At 64.9% G+C, this 18,834-nt stretch carries 17 protein-coding genes; 9 read left to right on the top strand and 8 right to left on the bottom strand.

Annotation, left to right across the window (positions count from 1 at the left end; all coding sequences use genetic code 11):
* Nucleotides 1-15 precede the first annotated feature (15 nt).
* The 7 genes from NTH_RS21840 to NTH_RS21810 all read right to left on the bottom strand — a co-directional run bounded on the left by NTH_RS21840 (nucleotide 16) and on the right by NTH_RS21810 (nucleotide 8,604).
* Nucleotides 16-975: an NAD(P)-dependent oxidoreductase gene (locus tag NTH_RS21840; RefSeq protein WP_338532071.1), complete on the bottom strand. Its 960-nt coding sequence runs from the start codon at nucleotides 973-975 to the stop codon at nucleotides 16-18.
* Nucleotides 968-2,263, bottom strand: coding sequence for an ArgE/DapE family deacylase (locus NTH_RS21835; protein WP_338532070.1), 1,296 nt, complete (start codon nucleotides 2,261-2,263; stop codon nucleotides 968-970). Before NTH_RS21835 ends, NTH_RS21840 begins: the two co-directional genes overlap by 8 nt.
* Nucleotides 2,264-2,478: 215 nt before the next feature.
* Nucleotides 2,479-4,101 (bottom strand): ABC transporter ATP-binding protein, encoded by a 1,623-nt coding sequence (locus NTH_RS21830; RefSeq protein WP_338532069.1) that lies wholly within the window; start codon nucleotides 4,099-4,101, stop codon nucleotides 2,479-2,481.
* A 2-nt stretch (nucleotides 4,102-4,103) separates the two neighbouring features.
* Entirely contained in the window at nucleotides 4,104-4,943 is an 840-nt protein-coding gene (locus tag NTH_RS21825) for an ABC transporter permease (RefSeq protein ID WP_338532068.1), read from the bottom strand.
* 1 nt (nucleotide 4,944) lies between these two features.
* On the bottom strand, nucleotides 4,945-5,913 hold the full coding sequence (locus NTH_RS21820) for an ABC transporter permease (RefSeq protein ID WP_338532067.1): 969 nt from the start codon (nucleotides 5,911-5,913) through the stop codon (nucleotides 4,945-4,947).
* Nucleotides 5,914-6,157: 244 nt separating this feature from the next.
* Complete coding sequence (locus NTH_RS21815) at nucleotides 6,158-7,705, bottom strand: ABC transporter substrate-binding protein (protein ID WP_338532066.1); 1,548 nt, start codon at nucleotides 7,703-7,705, stop codon at nucleotides 6,158-6,160.
* A 101-nt stretch (nucleotides 7,706-7,806) separates the two neighbouring features.
* Nucleotides 7,807-8,604, bottom strand: a complete 798-nt coding sequence (locus NTH_RS21810; RefSeq protein ID WP_338532065.1) for a class II aldolase/adducin family protein — start codon at nucleotides 8,602-8,604, stop codon at nucleotides 7,807-7,809.
* A gap of 252 nt (nucleotides 8,605-8,856) precedes the next feature.
* On the opposite strand from NTH_RS21810, the gene NTH_RS21805 reads away from it, so the two are divergent.
* Together NTH_RS21805 and NTH_RS21800 are read left to right on the top strand one after the other, a co-directional pair.
* Nucleotides 8,857-9,609, top strand: coding sequence for a GntR family transcriptional regulator (locus tag NTH_RS21805; protein ID WP_338532064.1), 753 nt, complete (start codon nucleotides 8,857-8,859; stop codon nucleotides 9,607-9,609).
* A gap of 88 nt (nucleotides 9,610-9,697) precedes the next feature.
* Nucleotides 9,698-10,696 (top strand): LLM class flavin-dependent oxidoreductase, encoded by a 999-nt coding sequence (locus NTH_RS21800; protein WP_338532063.1) that lies wholly within the window; start codon nucleotides 9,698-9,700, stop codon nucleotides 10,694-10,696.
* Nucleotides 10,697-10,702: 6 nt separating this feature from the next.
* Here NTH_RS21800 and NTH_RS21795 read toward each other — a convergent pair whose 3' ends face one another.
* Entirely contained in the window at nucleotides 10,703-11,782 is a 1,080-nt protein-coding gene (locus tag NTH_RS21795; RefSeq protein ID WP_338532062.1) for an ABC transporter ATP-binding protein, read from the bottom strand.
* Nucleotides 11,783-11,950: 168 nt separating this feature from the next.
* Here NTH_RS21795 and NTH_RS21790 point away from each other — a divergent pair, with 168 nt between their 5' ends.
* The 7 genes from NTH_RS21790 to NTH_RS21760 all read left to right on the top strand — a co-directional run bounded on the left by NTH_RS21790 (nucleotide 11,951) and on the right by NTH_RS21760 (nucleotide 18,747).
* A complete protein-coding gene (locus NTH_RS21790; protein ID WP_338532061.1) occupies nucleotides 11,951-12,676 on the top strand; it encodes a GntR family transcriptional regulator in 726 nt (241 codons plus the stop codon).
* Nucleotides 12,676-13,644, top strand: a complete 969-nt coding sequence (locus NTH_RS21785) for an alpha/beta hydrolase (RefSeq protein ID WP_338532060.1) — start codon at nucleotides 12,676-12,678, stop codon at nucleotides 13,642-13,644. Before NTH_RS21790 ends, NTH_RS21785 begins: the two co-directional genes overlap by 1 nt.
* A 29-nt stretch (nucleotides 13,645-13,673) precedes the next feature.
* Complete coding sequence (locus tag NTH_RS21780; protein ID WP_338532059.1) at nucleotides 13,674-14,891, top strand: ABC transporter substrate-binding protein; 1,218 nt, start codon at nucleotides 13,674-13,676, stop codon at nucleotides 14,889-14,891.
* 194 nt (nucleotides 14,892-15,085) lie between these two features.
* Complete coding sequence (locus tag NTH_RS21775; RefSeq protein WP_338532058.1) at nucleotides 15,086-16,018, top strand: carbohydrate ABC transporter permease; 933 nt, start codon at nucleotides 15,086-15,088, stop codon at nucleotides 16,016-16,018.
* Nucleotides 16,015-16,848 (top strand): carbohydrate ABC transporter permease, encoded by an 834-nt coding sequence (locus NTH_RS21770; RefSeq protein ID WP_338532233.1) that lies wholly within the window; start codon nucleotides 16,015-16,017, stop codon nucleotides 16,846-16,848. The genes NTH_RS21775 and NTH_RS21770 overlap by 4 nt, the downstream gene beginning before the upstream one ends.
* A 19-nt stretch (nucleotides 16,849-16,867) precedes the next feature.
* Nucleotides 16,868-17,755: a sugar phosphate isomerase/epimerase family protein gene (locus tag NTH_RS21765; protein ID WP_338532057.1), complete on the top strand. Its 888-nt coding sequence runs from the start codon at nucleotides 16,868-16,870 to the stop codon at nucleotides 17,753-17,755.
* A complete protein-coding gene (locus NTH_RS21760; RefSeq protein ID WP_338532056.1) occupies nucleotides 17,752-18,747 on the top strand; it encodes a Gfo/Idh/MocA family protein in 996 nt (331 codons plus the stop codon). The genes NTH_RS21765 and NTH_RS21760 overlap by 4 nt, the downstream gene beginning before the upstream one ends.
* Nucleotides 18,748-18,834: the final 87 nt, after the last annotated feature.

Below are 18,834 nucleotides of genomic sequence, written 5' to 3'. Positions count from 1 at the left end.
CACACCCGCTTCGCATCAATACCCATTCGCCCGATCCACCATCGTTTCCGGCACCCTGCCCGCCACCACATCCTGCGCCGCCTGCGCAACCTGGGCGGCCATCAGAACCGACGAGGGTTCGCTGGCCTGATGAGGCGTGACCAGAATGCGCTCGTGACGCCAGAAAGGATGCTCCGGCGGCAGCGGCTCGCGCTCGAAAACATCGAGCGAGGCGCCCCGCAGATGGCCGGCGTCGAGCGCCGCCAGCAAGTCCCGCTCGACCAGATGCTCGCCCCGCCCGAGCTGGATGAGCACCGACCCCCGCGGCATGGCGGCGAAGAAGCGCGCATCGAGGAGGCCTCGCGTCTCCGCTGTCAGCGGCAGCACGTTGATCAGGAGGTCGGAGCGCGCGGCAACGCGCGCCGTCGCATCCGTCCCGGCCTCGTATTCGACGCCCGCCATGGGCGCAGCCGGGGCATTGCGCACCGCCGCCGCCACCTTGAATCCCATTCCCGTCACGGCCCGCGCAATAGCCCTGCCCATCAGCCCGAAGCCCAGGACGCCAACCGTGCAATCGCGCGGCGGCACGAAGCTGTCGATGCCCTGCCGCGCCCATTCCTGCCGGGTCTGATGAACGATGTGATGGCGCATGTTGCGATGGTGCCAGACCACGTGCCACGCGGCGAAGCCCGCCATGAAATCGGCCTGGTTCTCGTCCCGCACCCGCGCCACCACCGCATCCTTGGGCAGGCTCGGGCAGTTGACGATGCTGTCGACGCCCGCCGCGATGGAACAGGCGAGCCTGAGAGCCGGATAGGGCGCGAAGGCGTTCGCGGCCGGCCGCCATGCCAGGGCGAAGTGCACCTTTAGCGGATCGTCTATCGCTTCCGGCCGCCTGAGGCGGACGCGGTCGCGGTGTGGCTCGAAATAGCGCGCGAACATCTCTTCGAGATCGAACGCGGCACTCAGATAGACGCCCTCGATCGGTTCACCCATCTCCGGCCTCGATAGGCTCGATGCCGCACCAGTCGGCGATGAAGAGGGCGATGGACCCGGTGACGCGCTTGATCGACGAAAGGCTCACCCGCTCGTCGAAGCCATGGATGTTCTCGGTAATAGGGCCGTAGACGAGGCATGGCATGCCGGCATAGATGACGAACACGCGCGCATCGAGATAGCCCGGCGTGACGAAGCTCTGCAGCTCGCTCGCCGTCGCCCGGCGGTGCGCCTCGGCCAGCGCCGCCTCCGCGTCGCCGCCCTCCTCCAGAACGTAGCCGCGTGCGAAAAAGCCGTTCCACGTCACCTGCGGCGGCCGGTTGCCGAGAAATGGGTCGTCGGCCAGCTCGTGTGCCAGATGCGCCTCTATCTCGGCCGCCCGCTCCTTCGGGTCGTCGCCCGGATAGATGGCGATGCGGCAGGAAACCTTGCACCATGCGGCGACGGTGGAGGCCCAGTCGCCGCCTTCGATCTTGCCGACATTGAAGTTGATCGGATGGTCCAGCTCGGCGAAGTAGGGATAGTTCGCCTTCTGCCCGTTCCAGTCCGCGGTAAGCCGCTTCAGGCTTTCGATGACGCGGAAGCTCGCCTCGATGGCGTTGGCGCCGGTGCCCGCCTCGCGCACATGCACCGGGTGGCCCGCCACATGCACCTCGAACCACAGCACGCCGCAATTGGCCCGCACCAGCATCTCGTCCTCCGGCTCGGGGATGATGGCGGCGTCGGCCGTATAGCCTTCGACGAGGCAGGCCAGCGCGCCGTTGCCGGTGCATTCCTCCTCGACCACGCTTTGCACATGCACTCTGGCCGCCGGCTGAAGGCCGATGCGGCGCAGCGCATCGAGCGCGAAGATATTGGCGGCGATGCCGGCCTTCATGTCGCCGCCGCCCCGCCCGTAAAGCCAATCGCCCACCCGCTTCGGCTCATAGGGCGGCGAGACCTCCCACATGTCGTGCGGGCCTTCCGGCACCACATCCATATGGCCGTTGAGGATCAGCGACTTTCCCTTTTCCGCGCGCGGCTGATGGGTGGCGACGACGTTGACCGCATCGGCATAATCGACGGCGACCGGCGAGAAGCCCGGATGATCCCTTATCTTGTCCTCGTCGATCCTGAAGGTGCGCACGTCGTATCCGCGCTCCACCAGCGCCTTGTGCACGAAGTCCTGAGCCGGCTTTTCTTCGCCGCGCAGGGAAGGGAAGCGGATCAGCTCTTCGGTGAAAGCAATCTGCTCCTCGAAGCCTTCATCGACGGCGGCGAGTATCTTTCGGCTAAGTTGTTCGTCCACTTTGGTTTTCCTGATCGTTTATTGACTGCGCCCAAATTGCCCCCCTCTGTCCTGCCGGACATCTCCCCCTCAAGGGGGGAGATTGGCTGTCGTGATTGGCTTCGCCAACTCTTGAAGAAGAAGCGAAACATCGAGGAAAAGATAATCTCCCCCCTTGAGGGGGAGATGCCCGGCAGGGCAGAGGGGGGATGGCTTGGCGCCACCGAAAATCACCCTCACCCCGCCGCCGCCAATTCCTTCTCGCGGCCGGGAATGGCCTCGATCAACGTGCGCGTATAAGCATTCTGCGGGTTCTCAAAGATCGCGCGCGCCGGCCCCATCTCCACCACCTCACCCATCTGCATCACCGCAATGCGGTCGCATATCTGCGCGGCGACGCGCAAATCGTGGGTGATGAAGATCAGCGCCAGATTGAGCTTTTCCTTCAAATCCGCCAGAAGGTCGAGCACCTGCGCCTGGATGGAAACGTCCAGCGCGGAGACGGCCTCGTCGGCGATGATCACCCGCGGCTCCAGCGCCAGGGCGCGGGCGATGCCGATGCGCTGCCGCTGACCGCCGGAGAACTCGTGCGGATAGCGGTCGATGGAAAGCGCATCCAGATCCACCAGTTCGAGCAGTTCCACCGCCCGCGCATAGGCTTCCGCTTTCGGCACGCCATGCGCCATCGGCCCCTCGGCGATGATGCGACCAACCTTCGAGCGCGGATTGAGCGAGGCATAGGGGTCTTGGAAAATCATCTGGATCGATTTGCGCGCCTCGCGCAGCGCCCTCCCGCTCAGCTTCGCCATGTCCTGGCCGGCAAGCCGCACCGTTCCCGCGTCCGGCGCCATCAGGCGCACGAGACAGCGCCCGACGCTCGATTTGCCCGAGCCGGACTCGCCCACAATGCCGAGCGTCTCCCCCTCCGCCAGCGTCAGGCTGACATTTTGCACCGCCTTGACCACCCGCTTGTTGCCGCCGAACAGGCCGCCGCCGGTGACATAGGTCTTTGACAACCCCTCCACTTCCAGCACCTTCTGTCTGCCGATGGCATCCTGCTCGCGGTCGGTGGCGAGCTTCGGGATCGCGGCAATCAGCTTGCGCGTATAATCGTGCTGCGGATCGTCCAGCACCGCGTCCGCCGATCCCGTCTCGACGATCCTGCCATACTGCATCACCGCCACCCGGTCGGCGATCTCAGCCACCACGCCGAAATCATGGGTGATGAACATCACCGCCATGCCGTGCTTTTCCTGCAGATTGCGGATGAGCTCCAGGATCTGCGCCTGGGTGGTGACGTCAAGCGCCGTGGTCGGCTCGTCGGCGATCAGGATTTCCGGCTCCAGCGCCAGCGCCATAGCGATCATCACCCGCTGGCGCTGTCCGCCGGAGAGCTGAAACGGATAGGCGCGCGCCGCTTTTTCCGGATCGGGAATGCCCACTTCCGTCAACAGCGCGATGGCGCGGGCCGAGCGCTCCTTCGCCGTAAGCAGATTATGCGCCTCGAAAACCTCCGCGATCTGATCCTCCACCCGCATCAGCGGGTTGAGCGCCGACATCGGCTCCTGAAAGATCATGGCGATGCGTCGGCCGCGCAGATCCAGGAGTTGGGCTTCGCTCAGCGTGAGCAGGTCGACGCCGTCGAACAGGATGCTGCCGCCGACCGGGCGCACGAGATCGGGCAACAATCCCATCATGGCATTGGCCGACATTGACTTGCCGGAACCCGATTCCCCCACGATGCAAAGGATCTCGCCCGCGTTCAGCTCGAAGCTGACATCGTCGACGGCATAGTCGCGGTCGGCCCCTTCGGGAAGCGCGATGCGCAGGTTCTCGATACGCAGGACCGGATCGCTCATCGCTATTTCCCCTTTCGCGCCAGGCGCGGGTTGAGCGCATCGTTGAGGCCTTCGCCGATCAGGTTGAGCGCCAGGACGGTGAGCAGGATGGCGACGCCGGGAAAGAAGGAGAGCCACCAGGCCTGCCTGATGACGGTGCGCGCCGCCCCGATCATGTATCCCCACGACATCAGATTGGGGTCGCCCAGCCCGAGAAAGGAAAGCGAGGATTCCAGCAGGATCGCCGTCGCCACCATCAGCGATGCCAGGACGATGATCGGCGAGATCGTGTTGGGCAGCACCTGCCGCAGGATGATCGTGCCGCTGGTCTGCCCCGAAAGGATCGCCGCCTCCACATATTCGCGGGAGCGCAGCGACAGCACCTCGCCGCGCACCAGACGGGCCACCGGCGGCCAGCTTACGATGGCGATGGCCGCGACGATGGAATAGATGCTGGGCTGGAAGATCGCCACCAGCACGATGGCCAGCGCGAAGCTCGGCACCGTCTGAAAGAACTCGGTGAAACGCATCAGCGCATCGTCCGCCCAGCCGCCGAAATAGCCGGCCAGCGCACCGACCGGGATGCCGATCAGCAGCGCTGCCCCGGTCGAGACCAGCCCCACCAGCAGCGAAACCTGGGCGCCATAGGCCAGCCCCGTCAGAACGTCCCGGCCCAGCGCGTCGGTACCGAGCGGATGGGATGGCATGTCGAAGGGCGCCAGGAACGGCCGCTGGACCATGCGCCAGGGCGATTGCTGAAAGAGCACCGGCGCCAGGATGGCCACCACAAGCACGATGACCAGGATCACCACCCCGATGACGGCGCCGCGATTGCGGGAAAAGCGTTTCCAGAAATCGGCCATGTCAGCCCACCCGTATTCTGGGATCGACGAACCGGTACAGGACGTCCGTGATGAGGTTGAAGAGGAGCACCATGGCCGACGAGACGAAAAACACGCCGAGCAGCACGTTGTAATCGCGCTGCGCCAGCGCCTCGAACATCAGCCGCCCGATGCCCGGCCAGGCGAACACCGTTTCGGTGAGCACCGCCCCGCCCACCAATTGCCCCGCCTGCAGGCCGGCCAGGGTGACGACCGGCAGCATCGCGTTGCGGAAAATGTGGCGGCGCTGGATGATGCCTGACCGCAGCCCCTTGGCGCGCGCCGTCTTGACGAAGTCGAGCTGGCTCACCTCCAGCATGGAGGCGCGCGTCATGCGCATGTAGACGGCCATGAAGAACAGGCCGAGCGTGGTCGCCGGCAGGATGAGATGCTGGCCGATGTCGAGAACGCGCCTGAAGCCGGTATAATTTGCCCCCACCGTCTCATAGCCGAAGCCCGGCAGCCAGTTGAGCGTGACGGAAAACAGAAGAACCGCCATCAATGCCGCCCAGAACAGCGGCGTGGCGTAAAACAGCAGCGCCAGGGTGGAGATCAGCGTGTCGGACCATTTGCCGACCCGCGCCGAGGCCAGCACGCCGGCCAATGTCCCAAGCAGCAATGAAATGACGAACGCCGTCATGGTCAGAAGCAGCGTGGCCGGCAGGCGCGAGAAGATGAGATCGGCCACCGGCATCTGCTGCCGGTAGGAAAAGCCGAGGTCGAACTGCAGCACGCCGCCGAGATAGATGCCGAGCTGGGTGAGGAGCGGCTTGTCCAGGCCGAACCGCGCGCGCAGATCGGCGATGAATTTCTCGTCGGCCGCGCCCGCCTCCCCCGCCATCACGGCGGCCGGGTCGCCGGGCGCGGCGTGGATGAGGAAGAAGTTCAGGATCAGGATGGCGATCAGGATGATCGCCGCCTTGCCCAGTCGCATCAGGATAAAGCGTAGCATGGGTTACTGGCTCGAGCCTCACTGGTGGCTAACGTCGACGGTATGCGCCTGTTCACCCCCCTCTGCCTTGCCAGGCATCTCCCCCTCAAGGGGGGAGATTAGCTGTCACGACTGGCTTCGCCGCTCTCCAACCGCTGCAGGAAAAGCGCAACAGCTATGAAGGCTGATCTCCCCCCTTGAGGGGGAGATGTCCGGCAGGACAGAGGGGGGCGCGAAGGGCGCAAACGCAAACAGATCCGCGATCTCACTCTTCGATGTAAGCGTCCTTGAACCCGTCATTGACGCCGATGGCCGTGGTCACCAGATCCTTGACGTTGCAGCGGTAGATGGTCGGGAAGCCGAGTTCCAGAAGCCAGGCGACCGGAACGTCCTCCGTCAGTATCTGCTGGACTTCCGTATAGAGCTGCTGGCGCTCCTCCTTGGTCACGGCGACCGCGGCCTGCGCGAACAGTTCGTCGACCTTCGGGTTTTCATAGCCTTCGACATTGTTCCACTGCGATCCCTTGGCGATGTTGCTGGAGATGTAGTTGCGGGCCACGCCCAACGCCGGGTCGCCATACTGGTAGAGATAGGTGAAGGCCATGTCGTAGTCCCACTCGGCCAGCTTCTGGTTCCAGCCGGCCACATCCGTGGCGACGATCTCGACATTGATGCCCACCTCGCCGAGATTCTGCTTCACCGCCTCGGCCCAGCGCTGCCAGGTCTCGCCATAGGGCAACGGCAGAAGGCGCACGGTTTCACCGTCATAGCCCATCTCGTCCAGAAGCGCCTTCGCCTTTTCCGGGTCGTGATCGTATTTGTTCACGTCGTCGGTGAAGAACCGCGTGGAAGACGAAACCGGGCTGTGGGCGATCTTGCCAAGATCGTTCCACAAGGCGCTTTTGGCGAACTCGCGGTCCATCGCATACATCACCGCCTGCCGGAAACGCTTGTCGGCGGTCGGACCTTCGCGGTTGTTCAGCCACATCCACGAATGGGGACCGAAATACTCCCAGCCCTTGTCGGTGATGCAGGTATTGTCCATCGCGGCGATGCGCTGGACGTCGAAATTCTCCACCGAACCGCCCGGCAGGATGTCGACCACGCCCGTCTCATAGGCCACCGCGCGGGAGGCGGCATCCGGGATCACATGCCAGTAGATCTCGTCGAGATAGGGCAGGCCCTTCTCATAATAGTCCTCGTTCCTGACGAGACGGATATGCGAGCCCTTTACCCATTCCTCGAACTTGAACGGACCGGTGCCGATCGGCGTGTTGTTGGCGGGGTTGTTCTCGTAGTCCGTGCCTTCATAGATGTGCTTCGGGATCATCGGCATGGTGCCGACCTCGAAGATGCCCATGAAGGGGCCGAAGGGTTGCTTGAGCTTGAAGACGACGGTCGCCTCGTCCGGCGCGGTGATCGATTCCACATGTTCGAGCGAGGTGCGCAGGCGCGCATGGGTCTCCCGCAGGAACTTGTCCGCGGAGAAGACGACATCGGCCGACGTGAAGGGCTCGCCGTCGTGCCACTTCACATTGTCGTGCAGCTTGAACGTGTAGGTCAGCCCGTCCTCGGAGACCTCCCACGATTTTGCGAGCTGCGGCATCGGCTCCAGATCGGTGTCGTAGCGCAGCAGGCCCTCATAGATGTTGCCGGCCACCATCTGGGTCGGCCCGTTCTGCACCAGACCGACCATCAGGCTCGGCGGTTCTGGCTGGATCACCACATTGGCGCGCCCGCCGGAAACCGGCTCGGCGTGAAGAGCGGTGGAGACCAGGAGGGCCGCCGCGAGTGTCGTCAGTCTTTTCAGCATGGCTGTCGTTCCCCTTTTTTGCCGGCGTGGCGGGCTGATTGCCTCTTCTTCGCCGGTCCGATTGGCTTTGCTTGTCCGTCTGCCCCGTCAGATCACCCTTATCAATCCACGAGGTCCGGATAGTGCTTGATGGCGAGGCGCTGGAAAGCGTCCCACTGCGGGTCCGGCTTGTTGCCGGTCTGGTGCTTGTCCCAGCCCTCGTATTGGCGGGCGGTCTTTTCCGCCAGGGCCTCGTCGATCAGTCGCGGCGTGCCGCCGGACGACATGATGGCAAGCTGCGCCCGGCAGGCGCGCTCCATGTTGAACATCAGCGCGAAGGCCTCGCCCACCGTGCGTCCGCAGGTGAGCAGCCCGTGATTGCGCAGGATCATCACATTGCGGTCGCCGAGATCGGCCACCAGGCGCTCGCGTTCGCCGAGGTCCAGCGCGATGCCTTCATAGTCGTGGAAGGCGACACGTTTGTGGAACTGCAGCGACCACTGATTCAGCGGCAAGATTCCTTCCTCCATCGAGGAGATGGCGACGCCGGCCACCGTATGCGTGTGCAGCACACAGTGCACATCCGGCCGCGCGGCGTGGACGGCGCTGTGAATGGTGAAGCCGGCCTTGTTGATGCCCGCGCCATGGTCGTCGCGCAGGATGTCGCCGTTGATGTCGACGGTCACCAGGCTCGATGCCGTCACCTCGTCGAAGCGCAGGCCGAACGGGTTGATGAGGAAGGCATGCTCGCCTTCCTCGCGCGGCGCGCGGCTGGAGATGTGGGTGAATATGCTGTCGTCAAGGTGATAATGCGCGATCAGCCTATAGGCGGCCGTAAGCTCGATGCGCTCGCGCGGCTGGATCTCGTTATCGTTGCCGGAGCGCTTCTGCGTATCCGCAAGTCGGCTGTGCGCGGTCATCTAATCCCCCTTCTGGTGGAACGCCGGAAAGCGCAAGCGCTTCCGAGCCCTCGATGCCAGGACCAAGGCCATCCGGCGCGGCGAACCCGCCAAGAGCAGTCAGGCAACCACAGCGGCTCCATCATGTCAATTGTCGACAATCGGCAAAAATTCAGAAATACTCGCCAAGGTCCTCGCGCCAGCGGCGCGGAGTCCTGCAATTTGGGAAGGTCCGCCGAAAGCAGACCGAGGGCATGAACGGGAACGAGGCCGATGGACGACAGACCCGGCGATCAAGACAGGGACCGGCAAGGTGCGGACCGAACCGGCGGCCCCGGCGACGCGCGGCTTTTCTCCGCTGTCACGGCCACCGATCTCGTCACCCAGATCGCGCGCCAGATAACCGAAGCCATCGTGACCGGCCGGCTCAAGCCCGGCGCCCGCCTGACGGAGCTGCAGCTGTCCCGCGAGTTCGGCACCAGCCGCGCTCCGATCCGCGAGGCCGCCCGCCTTCTGGAAAGCCAGGGCCTCGTCGTCTCCAGCCCGCGCCGCGGCTTTTTCGTGCGCACGCTCAAGGCCGAGGATCTGCGCGACATATACGAGCTGCGGATCGGCCTGGAGCTCCACGCCGCCTCCATCGCCATCGACCGCATTGGCCCCGCCGACATCGCCGGCCTGCAGCGCCAGATCGAGAAGATGTACACGCTCGCCGACCAGGGCTCCTTCGAGCAGCAGATCTTCGAGGACTTCACCTTCCACCGCATGCTCTGCCAGGCGAGCGGCAACAGAAGGCTGCTCAAGGTCTATGACGAGCTGGCCACCGAAATGCGCTGCGGCATCACGCTCATCGGCAAGCTCTACGACGACCCCCACCGCCTGGCCGCCACCCACGAGCCGATTGTGGAAGCATTGAAGGAAGGCAGCCGCGACCGGCTGCTGGCGGCGCTCAGATATCACATCGCCGTGGCGCAGGATGCGGTGATCCAGCTTTTCACCGGTACGGGGGAACGCGGCTCCGGCTCGTGAAGGATCGTCGAGGCCGGCGTGCCGGCAGCTCTTTCACCTGGCGGCGCGAATGTCCATATATGCCGATCAGGCAACAGGGAGCCCACCCATGATCCCGTTCTCCGTCCTCGACCTTGCCCCCGTTCCCGAAGGCGCTTCGGTTGCCGACGCGCTCGCCAACACGCTGGATCTAGCAGGCAAGGCGGAAGCTGCCGGCTACACGCGCTACTGGCTGGCTGAGCATCACAACATGCCGGGTATCGCCAGCGCGGCCACCGCCGTGCTGATCGGGCAGGTGGCGGCCGTGACCAGGCGCATCCGTGTCGGCGCGGGCGGGGTGATGCTGCCCAATCACGCACCGCTCGTCATCGCCGAGCAGTTCGGCACGCTCGCCACACTCTATCCCGGGCGCATCGATCTCGGCCTTGGCCGCGCGCCGGGAACGGACATGCCGACGACGCGGGCGCTTCGGCGCAGCCTGGAAAATGGCGATGGCTTCCCGCAGGACGTGATGGAGCTGATGGCGTATCTGGGCGACGGCGAGCCCGGCCAGAAGGTGCGCGCCATTCCCGGCATCGGCACCTATGTCCCGGTATGGATTCTGGGGTCCAGCCTCTACGGCGCGCAGCTTGCCGCGCATCTGGGCCTGCCCTACGCCTTCGCCTCGCATTTCGCGCCGGCCGCGCTCGAACAGGCGGTCGCCGTCTACCGCGAAACCTTCCGGCCCTCGGCGCAGCTCGACAAGCCCCATTTCATGATGGCGCTAAACGTCTTCGCCGCCGACACCGACGAGGAAGGCCTTTTCCTGAAGACCTCCATGCAGCAGGCCTTCGCCAATCTACGCACCGGCAAGCCGGGGCCCTTGCCCCGCCCGGTGCACGACATTGACGCCCATCTGGACCCGGCGGTCCGCGCCATGGTCGACCAGGCGCTCGCCTGCACCGCCGCCGGCGCGCCGGAAACGGTGCGGAAGGCCCTGCAGGGTTTCGTCGAGCGCCACCGGCCCGACGAGCTGATCCTCACCGGCCAGATCCACGATCATGCGGCCCGGGTGAAATCCTTCACGCTTGCCGCCGAAATAATGCAGGATCTGCGCCTGGCCGCATAGCGGCGCTCAAGCCTGAAAAGCCAGCCTCGCACCATTCTGCGCATCGAAAAGATGTATCCGCGCCGGGTCCACGGAAAAATGCAGCGTCCCGCCCTTTTCCAGCGGCAGCTCGGGATCCAGCCGCGCGGTGATCTCGGCTCCCTCCAGCATGCACACGGCAAGCGTATCGGAGCCGAGCGGCTCGAACACGTCCACCACCGCGGCAAAGCTTGCCCGTTCGGGTGCGCAGACCTGCAGATGCTCCGGCCTGAAACCCAGCACCACCTCGGCTCCGTCCGCGGCCTCGACGTCGCTGAGCGGCACGTTGAACGCACCGTAGCGGATGGCGGGGCTCCGTCCGGCGCGGTCGACGCGGGCGGCAAGCATGTTCATCTGCGGCGAGCCGATGAACTCGCCGACGAACCGGCTGTTGGGCCTGGCATAGACCTCGTTCGGCGCGCCCGCCTGCATGATGCGGCCGTCCTTCAGGATCACGACCCGGTCGGCCAGCGTCATCGCTTCCACCTGGTCGTGGGTCACATAGATGGTGGTGGTGGCCAGCATCTGGTGCAGGCGCTTGATCTGGGTGCGCATGTCGACGCGCAGTTTGGCATCGAGGTTGGAAAGCGGTTCGTCGAACAGGAAAACCTTGGGCCGGCGCACGATGGCGCGTCCCATCGCCACCCGCTGGCGCTGGCCGCCCGAAAGCTGTCCCGGCTTGCGGCTTAAAAGGTCCTCGATCTGGAGGATCGACGCCGCCTCGGCCACCAGGCGCTCGATCTCGCCCTTCGCCACGCCGCGCATCCTCAGGCCGAAGCCGATATTCTCGGCAATCGACATATGCGGGTAGAGCGCATAATCCTGAAACACCATGGCCACGTCGCGGCCGCGCGGCTCCACCTCGTTGACCAGCCTGTCGCCGATCAGCATGCGCCCGCCCGAGATCTCCTCCAAGCCCGCCACCATGCGTAACAGCGTGCTCTTGCCGCAGCCGGACGGGCCGACAAGGGCGACGAACTCGCCGTCGCGGATATTAAGGTCCACCCCGTGGACGGCGCGAAACTTGCCGTAGTCCTTGACGATCTTTTCCAGCGTGACGCTCGCCATGTGCCTCCTCCCGACCGTCCGTTCGCCAAAGGCTCACGCTTCGGTCCATCGCTGCCCCGCAGCCGGTCATTCTTCGTTCGCGGCAGATAATTTCAGGAAACCTCTTGCATCCCGTCCGCAATATCGATTAATTATCGATAACGATAACGTTACGCAAGGGCGAAGCGCATGGCGCTCGAAAATTTCGATCCCGACGCTGCCGGTGACGGCGCGAGGCGGCTTTCGGAGAAGCCGGGCGCCCGCTCCAACCGGCGCAGCGCAATCATCTTCGAGCAGTTGCAGCGCGACATCATGCTGGGCGACCTCGCCCCCAACGAAACCATCCTCGAGCTGGAGCTGGCCCAGCGCTTCGCCTGCAGCCAGAGCACCATCCGCGAGGCGCTCCTGCAATTGCAGGAAGAGGGTCTCGTCCACCGCATGCCCCACCGCGGTACCCATGTTGCCGACTGCCGGGGCGACGACGCGCGCGAACTGATCCTCGTGCGCCACGACATCGAATGCCGGGGCGTGACCCGTGTGATGGAGCGCTACGACCTGCGCCTGAAGCGCAAGCTGACGGCCGAGATCGAGGCGATGCAGGCGGCTGCCGGCGACGGCGACGAGTATCTTCTGTCGCTCCACGACCGCAGCTTCCACCTCCAGCTTTACGAAGCTGCGGACCTGCCTTCGATCCGGCCCATCCTGCGGCGCTGCCTCATCCACAACCACCGCTACAAGATCCTCAATTCCGAGCCCAATCGCGCCTTGCGCGAGACGGCCGACCGGCACCTCGCCATCATCGAGGCGCTCGACAGCGGCGATACGACCAGGGCCGTGGAGGCGCTGTCCCACCACATCACGACCATCGTCGACCTTGGACCGCATATCGTGGCCAAGCCCGGAGTGCCCGGCTGATGGACGCTCCCGCGAACGTCCCCTCGCCCGAGATGCAGGCCATTATCGAAAGGCTGGTGCGCGAGGATGGCGGGCTGGGCGACCCCACCCTGATGCCGGCCGCCGAGGGCCGGGCCATGGCAGCAGCCGCCAATGTCCGGTGGAACCGCGACCTGCCCGCGCTCGAGCGTTGCGTCGATCTGCAGATCCCGATCGAGGACGGCCGCGTCATCGACTGCCGGCTCTACACGCCCGCACGCTCCGCGTCGGGGCTGATCTTCTTCATCCATGGCGGCGGCTGGGCCTTTTGCAGCATCGACACCCATGAGCGCGCCGCCCGGCTGCTGGCGGTCGAAGCCGGTGTGCCGGTCCTGTCGATCTCCTACCGCCTGGCGCCCGAGCACCCTTTCCCCGCCGGTCTTGCCGATTGCGTGACCGTATGGCGGCGGGTAAAGGCCGGTACGTCGCCGCTCGGCCCGATGCAAGGCCCCATCGCCGTCGCCGGCGACAGCGCGGGCGCCAATCTGGCGCTGGCGCTGATGCTCCACGAGCAGTCGGAAAGCCGGCCCGCGCCGGACCAGGGTCTTTTGTTCTACGGTGTCTATGATGATGATTTCGGCTCGCAATCCCATCTGGAGCACGCCTGCGGGCCGGGCCTGACGCGCGGCAAGATGATGCGCTACTGGAACTGGTACGCTCCCGATCCCGCCGCCCGCGCCAACCCGCTGATCGCGCCCCTGCGTGCCGGCGACGCGGCGCTGGCCGCGCTGCCGCCGCTTTATCTCAACGCCGCCGGCATCGATCCTCTGCGATCCGACACCGAAAACCTCCATGCGCGGCTGACCGCCCTCGGCAGGGCCGACCGTCTGCGCATTCACCGGGGCGTCGTTCACGGCTTCATGCAGATGAGCCTGGATCTGGCCGAAGCCCGCACGGCCACAAGGGAGGCAGCGTTGGCCTTCCGGGAAATGGCGGGCGCAAGCAAATGATAAAAACACTCGATTGGAGGAGACAGAACATGAAACGAACGATCCTTGCTGCCGCGCTGGCGGCAGGCACCATACTTGGCGCCGGCAGCGCCCTGGCCGACGAAACCGTCCGCTTCTGGTACCATTTCGACAATGCCGACAATCCCATGTCGGCGCTGGTCGAAAAGTTCGAGGAGGAGAACCCCGGCATCAGGATCGAGGCCGAGAACATCCCCTGGAACAGCTATTACGACAATCTCTACACCTCGATCGTCGCCGGCAACGCGCCTGACGCGGCGATGGTCAAGATGTTCGCCCAGCCGCGTCTTCTCGAAATGGGCGCGCTGGAGCCCGTCGGCGAGATGGTCGAGGCTTGGGAGGGCAAGGACGACCTGCTCGACAACCTGCTCAACCTGACCAGGGCGTCCGACGGCAATACCTACTACCTGCCGATCCAGTATGTCGTTCTGTATCTTTATTATCGCCAGGACATGCTCGATGAGCTTGGCCTCGACGTGCCAGGAACCTGCGATGAGTTCCGCGATGTCGCAATGAAACTCACCCGCGATACCGACGGCGACGGCCAGCCGGACGTCTACGGCTTCGGGTTCCGCGGCGGCAAGGGCGGCCATGACCATTGGGGCAGCTTCGTGTTATCGCGCGACGTGAGCTTCGAGCCGGGGGGCATGCTGACCGAGGAGGCTATCGCCGGCACCCAGTTCGTGGTGGACCTCTTCCGCGAGGACAAGGTTTTCCCGCCATCCGCCCCCAATGACGGCTTCAAGGAGGTGATCGGCGCGTTCCAGGCCGGCAAGACGGCCATGACGATCCACCATATCGGATCGTCCGCCGACATGGTCGAGGCGCTGGGGGACAAGGTCTCGGCCACCACCGTGCCGGAATGCGGCGGCGGGCGCTGGACCGCCTTTGGCGACGAATCCACCGCGATCCTGTCTTCGGCGCAGAACAAGGAAGCGGCCTGGAAATGGATCTCGTTCCTGTCCAGCGCCGGCAACAACGCGCTCTTCAACGAGGCCACCGGCCAGCTTCCCGTCACCAGGACCGATTCGGGCTCCTGGACGCTGCATGAAAAGCGCTTCGTCGACGCGACGGTCAATTCCCTGCCCTTTGCCGAGCTGCTGCCGAACGTGCCGGAGACCTCCGACTTCGTGAACACGGTCTGGCCGGTCAACATGCAGCGCGCGCTCACGGGCGAGATCACAGCCCGGGAGATGAACCAGGCGATCGACGCGCTTTACAACCCGTAGGCTGCGGCCGGCAGGGCTACCGCACAAGGAGCGCTGCGCCCTTCCTCCCTCCCCCTTGAGGGGAGGGATCGAGGATGGAGGCTCGTCGGCGGAGCCCGCAACAAAACCAATGCGATGGCCCTGCCTCCGACACGCTCAGGGCGGGGACACGACGAAGAGTTCGATCTGATGCCAGCCGCGGAAATCCAGCGATCATGACCGACACACCGTTTTCCGTTACAGCAGCCGGGGCTCCTCCCAAGGGCGGCCGGGCCTCGCTCGCCCGCCGCGTGCTGCCCTACGCGATGCTGTCGCCTGCGGTGCTGGTTACGCTCGCCATCGTCTTCCTGCCGATGGCGCAGGCGGCCTGGATGAGCCTGCACGATTATCTCCTGTGGAAGCCGAGCGGCTTCGCCTTTGTCGGGCTCAAGAATTTCGCCGCCGCGCTTTCCGACGAGGTGTTCTGGATATCGCTGAAGAACACCGCCATCTGGATCGGCCTCACCGTGCCGGCCCAAATGCTTCTGGGCCTCGTCACGGCGCTGCTTCTCAACCAGAAATTCCCTTGGCGGCCCGTCGCCCGCGCCCTCATCATCATCCCATGGGCTTTGCCCAGCGTGGTCATCGCCCTGATGTGGGTGTGGATCTACGACGCCAATTACGGCGTGCTCAACGAATTCCTGCTGCGCATGGATATCCTCAAGAGCTCCATCCCCTGGCTTGCCGATCCCGATACCGCACTCTATGCGATCATCCTCACCCTCACCTGGCAGGGCTTCCCCTTCTTTGCGGTGATGATCCTGGCCGGGCTGCAGTCGATCCCCCGCAGCTATTACGAAGCCGCCTCCATCGACGGGGCGAGCGCCTGGCGGCAGTTCTGGCACATCACGCTGCCGGGCATTTCCGGCGTGCTGGTGACGGCGGTTCTGCTGCGCACCATATGGGTCGCCAATTCCATCGATGTCATCTTCGTCATGACCGGCGGCGGACCCGGCTACGCCACCTACACGCTGCCGCTCTACGCCTTCGTCAAATCGCGCACCAACCTGGATTTCGGCTACGGCTCGGCGCTGGCGGTGATGTTCACGATCATGCTGCTCGGCTTCGTGATCCTCTATCTCAAGCGCGCCGGAAAGGCGGTGAACTGATGGTCGGCAGGAAGTCGAAGCTGCGCCGCATCCTTACCGTCGACCTGCCGATGCTGGCGATCTTAGCCTTCACGCTCGGCCCCTATCTGTGGATGCTCATCACCTCGCTGACGCAGGAAAGCCGGCTGTTCACCGACGGTCCCTCCCTGGTCGGCGCGACGCTGGAGAACTATGTCCGCCTGTTCCGGACCGTCGGCTTCCTGGAGAACCTGATGCACTCCTTCATCATCGCCGGCGGCACGGTGGTGGTGGGGCTGACGCTCAGCGTGACGGCGGCCTATTCCTTCTCGCGCTTTTCCTTCCGGGGCAAACGGGTGCTGCTTTTGCAGTTCCTCGTCATCAACATGTTCCCCATCGTTCTCCTGATCCTGCCGCTCTTCGTGCTGATGCGCAAAGTCGGCATCCTCGACACCCATATCGGCCTGATCATCGCCAATTCGACCATCGCCATCCCGTTCTCGGTCTGGATGATGACGAGCTATATCAACGGTATTCCCAAATCGATCGACGAGGCGGCCATGACCGATGGCTGCTCGCGGCTAGGCGCGCTGTGGCGGGTGATCCTGCCGCTGTGCACCCCCGGCATCGTGGCCACCGGCATCTACATCTTCATCACCGCTTGGAACGAATATCTCTACGCGCTGACGCTGGGCGGCCGAAACGTGCGGCCCATCACCGTCGCCATCCAGACGCTGATCGGCGAATACCAGGTGGAATGGGGCCTGCTCACGGCCGGCGGCATCGTCGGCGCGCTGCCCGCCACCATCCTGTTTCTCATCGTCCAGCGGCGTCTCATCAGCGGCCTCACCCAGGGCGCGGTGAAGGGCTGAACCAACAGAGGAATTGATATTGCAGAACCCCGTCGGCATAATTTCCATGCAGTTCGTGCGCCCCTTCACCCGCGAGCACTTTGCGCTGTTCGCCCGCATCAAGTCGCTCGGCTTCGACTTCGTCGAGATGCTGGTGCCCGAGCCGGAGGACGATTTCGACCCGGCCGAGGCCCGCGCCGCGCTCGCGGATAACGGGCTCGACGTCGTGCTGGCCGCCCGCGTCAACCTTCAGCGCTCCATCGCCAGCGCCGACCCTTCGGCCCGCAAGGGCGGGCTCGACTATCTTGCCTATTGCGTGGAGGTGGCCGACAGGATCGGCGCGCGCATCATCGGCGGCCCCCTTTACGGCGAACCGCTCGTCTTTGCCGGCCGCGCCCCGTCCCCGCACGGCGAGGATGAGCGCAAAGCGCGCGAGGAGCGCACCGTGGAAGGCCTGTCGCAGGCCGCTCCCCGTGCTCGCGATGCCGGCAAGGTGCTGGCGCTGGAACCGCTCAACCGTTTCGAGACCGACATCGTCTCGACCACGCGGCAGGCCGTCCACGTAGTCGACGCCGTCGCCGATGCCGGGCTCGGCATCGTGCTCGACACTTTCCACATGAACATGGAGGAGCGTTCCATGCCCGACGCGATCCGCCTTGCCGGCCACCGCCTCGTCCATTTCCAGGCCAACGAGAACCACCGCGGTTTTCCCGGCACCGGCCATATCGACTGGCCGCCGATCATGCGGGCGCTGGGCGACATCTCCTATGAAGGCCCGGTCTCGCTGGAACCTTTCCGCCGCGACGACGACCGGGTGGGCCTGCCGATCGCCCATTGGCGCCCGCCGCACGAGGACGAGACCGAAAAGCTCAAGGCCGGGCTCGCCTTCGTGCGCTCCTGCCTTGCGCTGGCGGAGGTGAACCAATGAGCCTGAAGATCGGCTGGATCGGCTGCGGCCGGCACGCCTCCCAGATGCTCCTGCCGCAGCTTGGCCGCAACGACGTGGAGATCGCCGCCGTCTGCGACCTCGATGGCGAGGCCGCCGGCCGCGCCGCCCGGCAATATGGTGTGAAGGACGTTTATGCCGATTACCGGGAGCTCATCGCCCACAAGGGCCTCGACGCCATCGGCATGGCGGTCGGCCCCGACCTCCACCACGCCGCCGCCATCGAGGCGCTTGGCCGCGGCCTCCCCGTCTTTCTGGAAAAGCCGCCGGCGGCCACCAGCAGGGGCGCGCAGGAGATCAGCGCGGCCTCCAGGCGCGCCGGCAAGGCGGTGGCGGTCGGCTTCATGAAGCGCTATTCCACCGGCAACCGCATCGCCAGGAATGTCCTGCAGAAGCCCGAGTTCGGTCCGGTGCTGGGCATCACCGGCACCTATATGACCGCGCCCACCTATTTCGCCGGCGAAGTCGACTATACCGGGTTCTTCCTGCATCACTGCGTGCATTACATGGACCTTATCCCGTGGCTGGCCGGCGCCGATTTCGCCGAGATGGCCCTGCGCAAGGTGGAGCCCGCGCCCGGGCACCTTCTGTTCCATCTCAATTTTTCCTGCGAGAACGAGGCCATCGGCACCATCGTCATGGGCACGGTACAATCGCGCGGCACCCCCATGGAGACCATCCAGATCATGGGCGACCATGCAAGGGTGGAGGTGAACAACGTCATCAACGTCGCCTATTACCGCGACCCGCCCTTCAAGGCCGACGACCGGGCGGCGAGCCTTTCCAACGAGGTCGACACGCTGTCATGGACGCCCAATTTCACCGCCGCCGCCAATGAGGATCACAAGGGCTACAACGCCCTGATCGCCGATGCCGTGGCGGCGCTGAAGGGCGAACCCAGCACCGCCCCCACCATAGAAGACGGCGTCCGCGCCATGGGCCATCTGGAAACGATGATCGCGCTGCTCGATTGATTCAACGACTGCGTTTCACGCCGAGACCCTTCACCTCCTCCTTCCCATAACAGCCAGATCTTTAAGAGGCGGGAGGTCAATGAAGAG

It is taken from the genome of Nitratireductor thuwali (assembly GCF_036621415.1).
In the GTDB taxonomy this organism is placed as follows: Bacteria; Pseudomonadota; Alphaproteobacteria; order Rhizobiales; family Rhizobiaceae; genus Chelativorans; species Chelativorans thuwali.
The sequence above is the reverse complement of the archived record's forward strand: the minus strand, read 5'-3'. Positions and strand labels throughout refer to the sequence as shown.

Coding starts and splice junctions, on each gene's coding strand:
- NTH_RS21825 (WP_338532068.1), bottom strand. CDS start 4,943: ATGGCCGATTTCTGGAAACGCTTTTCCCGCAATCGCGGCGCCGTCATC.
- NTH_RS21820 (WP_338532067.1), bottom strand. CDS start 5,913: ATGCTACGCTTTATCCTGATGCGACTGGGCAAGGCGGCGATCATCCTG.
- NTH_RS21800 (WP_338532063.1), top strand. CDS start 9,698: ATGATCCCGTTCTCCGTCCTCGACCTTGCCCCCGTTCCCGAAGGCGCT.
- NTH_RS21795 (WP_338532062.1), bottom strand. CDS start 11,782: ATGGCGAGCGTCACGCTGGAAAAGATCGTCAAGGACTACGGCAAGTTT.
- NTH_RS21810 (WP_338532065.1), bottom strand. CDS start 8,604: ATGACCGCGCACAGCCGACTTGCGGATACGCAGAAGCGCTCCGGCAAC.
- NTH_RS21775 (WP_338532058.1), top strand. CDS start 15,086: ATGACCGACACACCGTTTTCCGTTACAGCAGCCGGGGCTCCTCCCAAG.
- NTH_RS21805 (WP_338532064.1), top strand. CDS start 8,857: ATGGACGACAGACCCGGCGATCAAGACAGGGACCGGCAAGGTGCGGAC.
- NTH_RS21815 (WP_338532066.1), bottom strand. CDS start 7,705: ATGCTGAAAAGACTGACGACACTCGCGGCGGCCCTCCTGGTCTCCACC.
- NTH_RS21830 (WP_338532069.1), bottom strand. CDS start 4,101: ATGAGCGATCCGGTCCTGCGTATCGAGAACCTGCGCATCGCGCTTCCC.
- NTH_RS21785 (WP_338532060.1), top strand. CDS start 12,676: ATGGACGCTCCCGCGAACGTCCCCTCGCCCGAGATGCAGGCCATTATC.
- NTH_RS21760 (WP_338532056.1), top strand. CDS start 17,752: ATGAGCCTGAAGATCGGCTGGATCGGCTGCGGCCGGCACGCCTCCCAG.
- NTH_RS21790 (WP_338532061.1), top strand. CDS start 11,951: ATGGCGCTCGAAAATTTCGATCCCGACGCTGCCGGTGACGGCGCGAGG.
- NTH_RS21780 (WP_338532059.1), top strand. CDS start 13,674: ATGAAACGAACGATCCTTGCTGCCGCGCTGGCGGCAGGCACCATACTT.
- NTH_RS21840 (WP_338532071.1), bottom strand. CDS start 975: ATGGGTGAACCGATCGAGGGCGTCTATCTGAGTGCCGCGTTCGATCTC.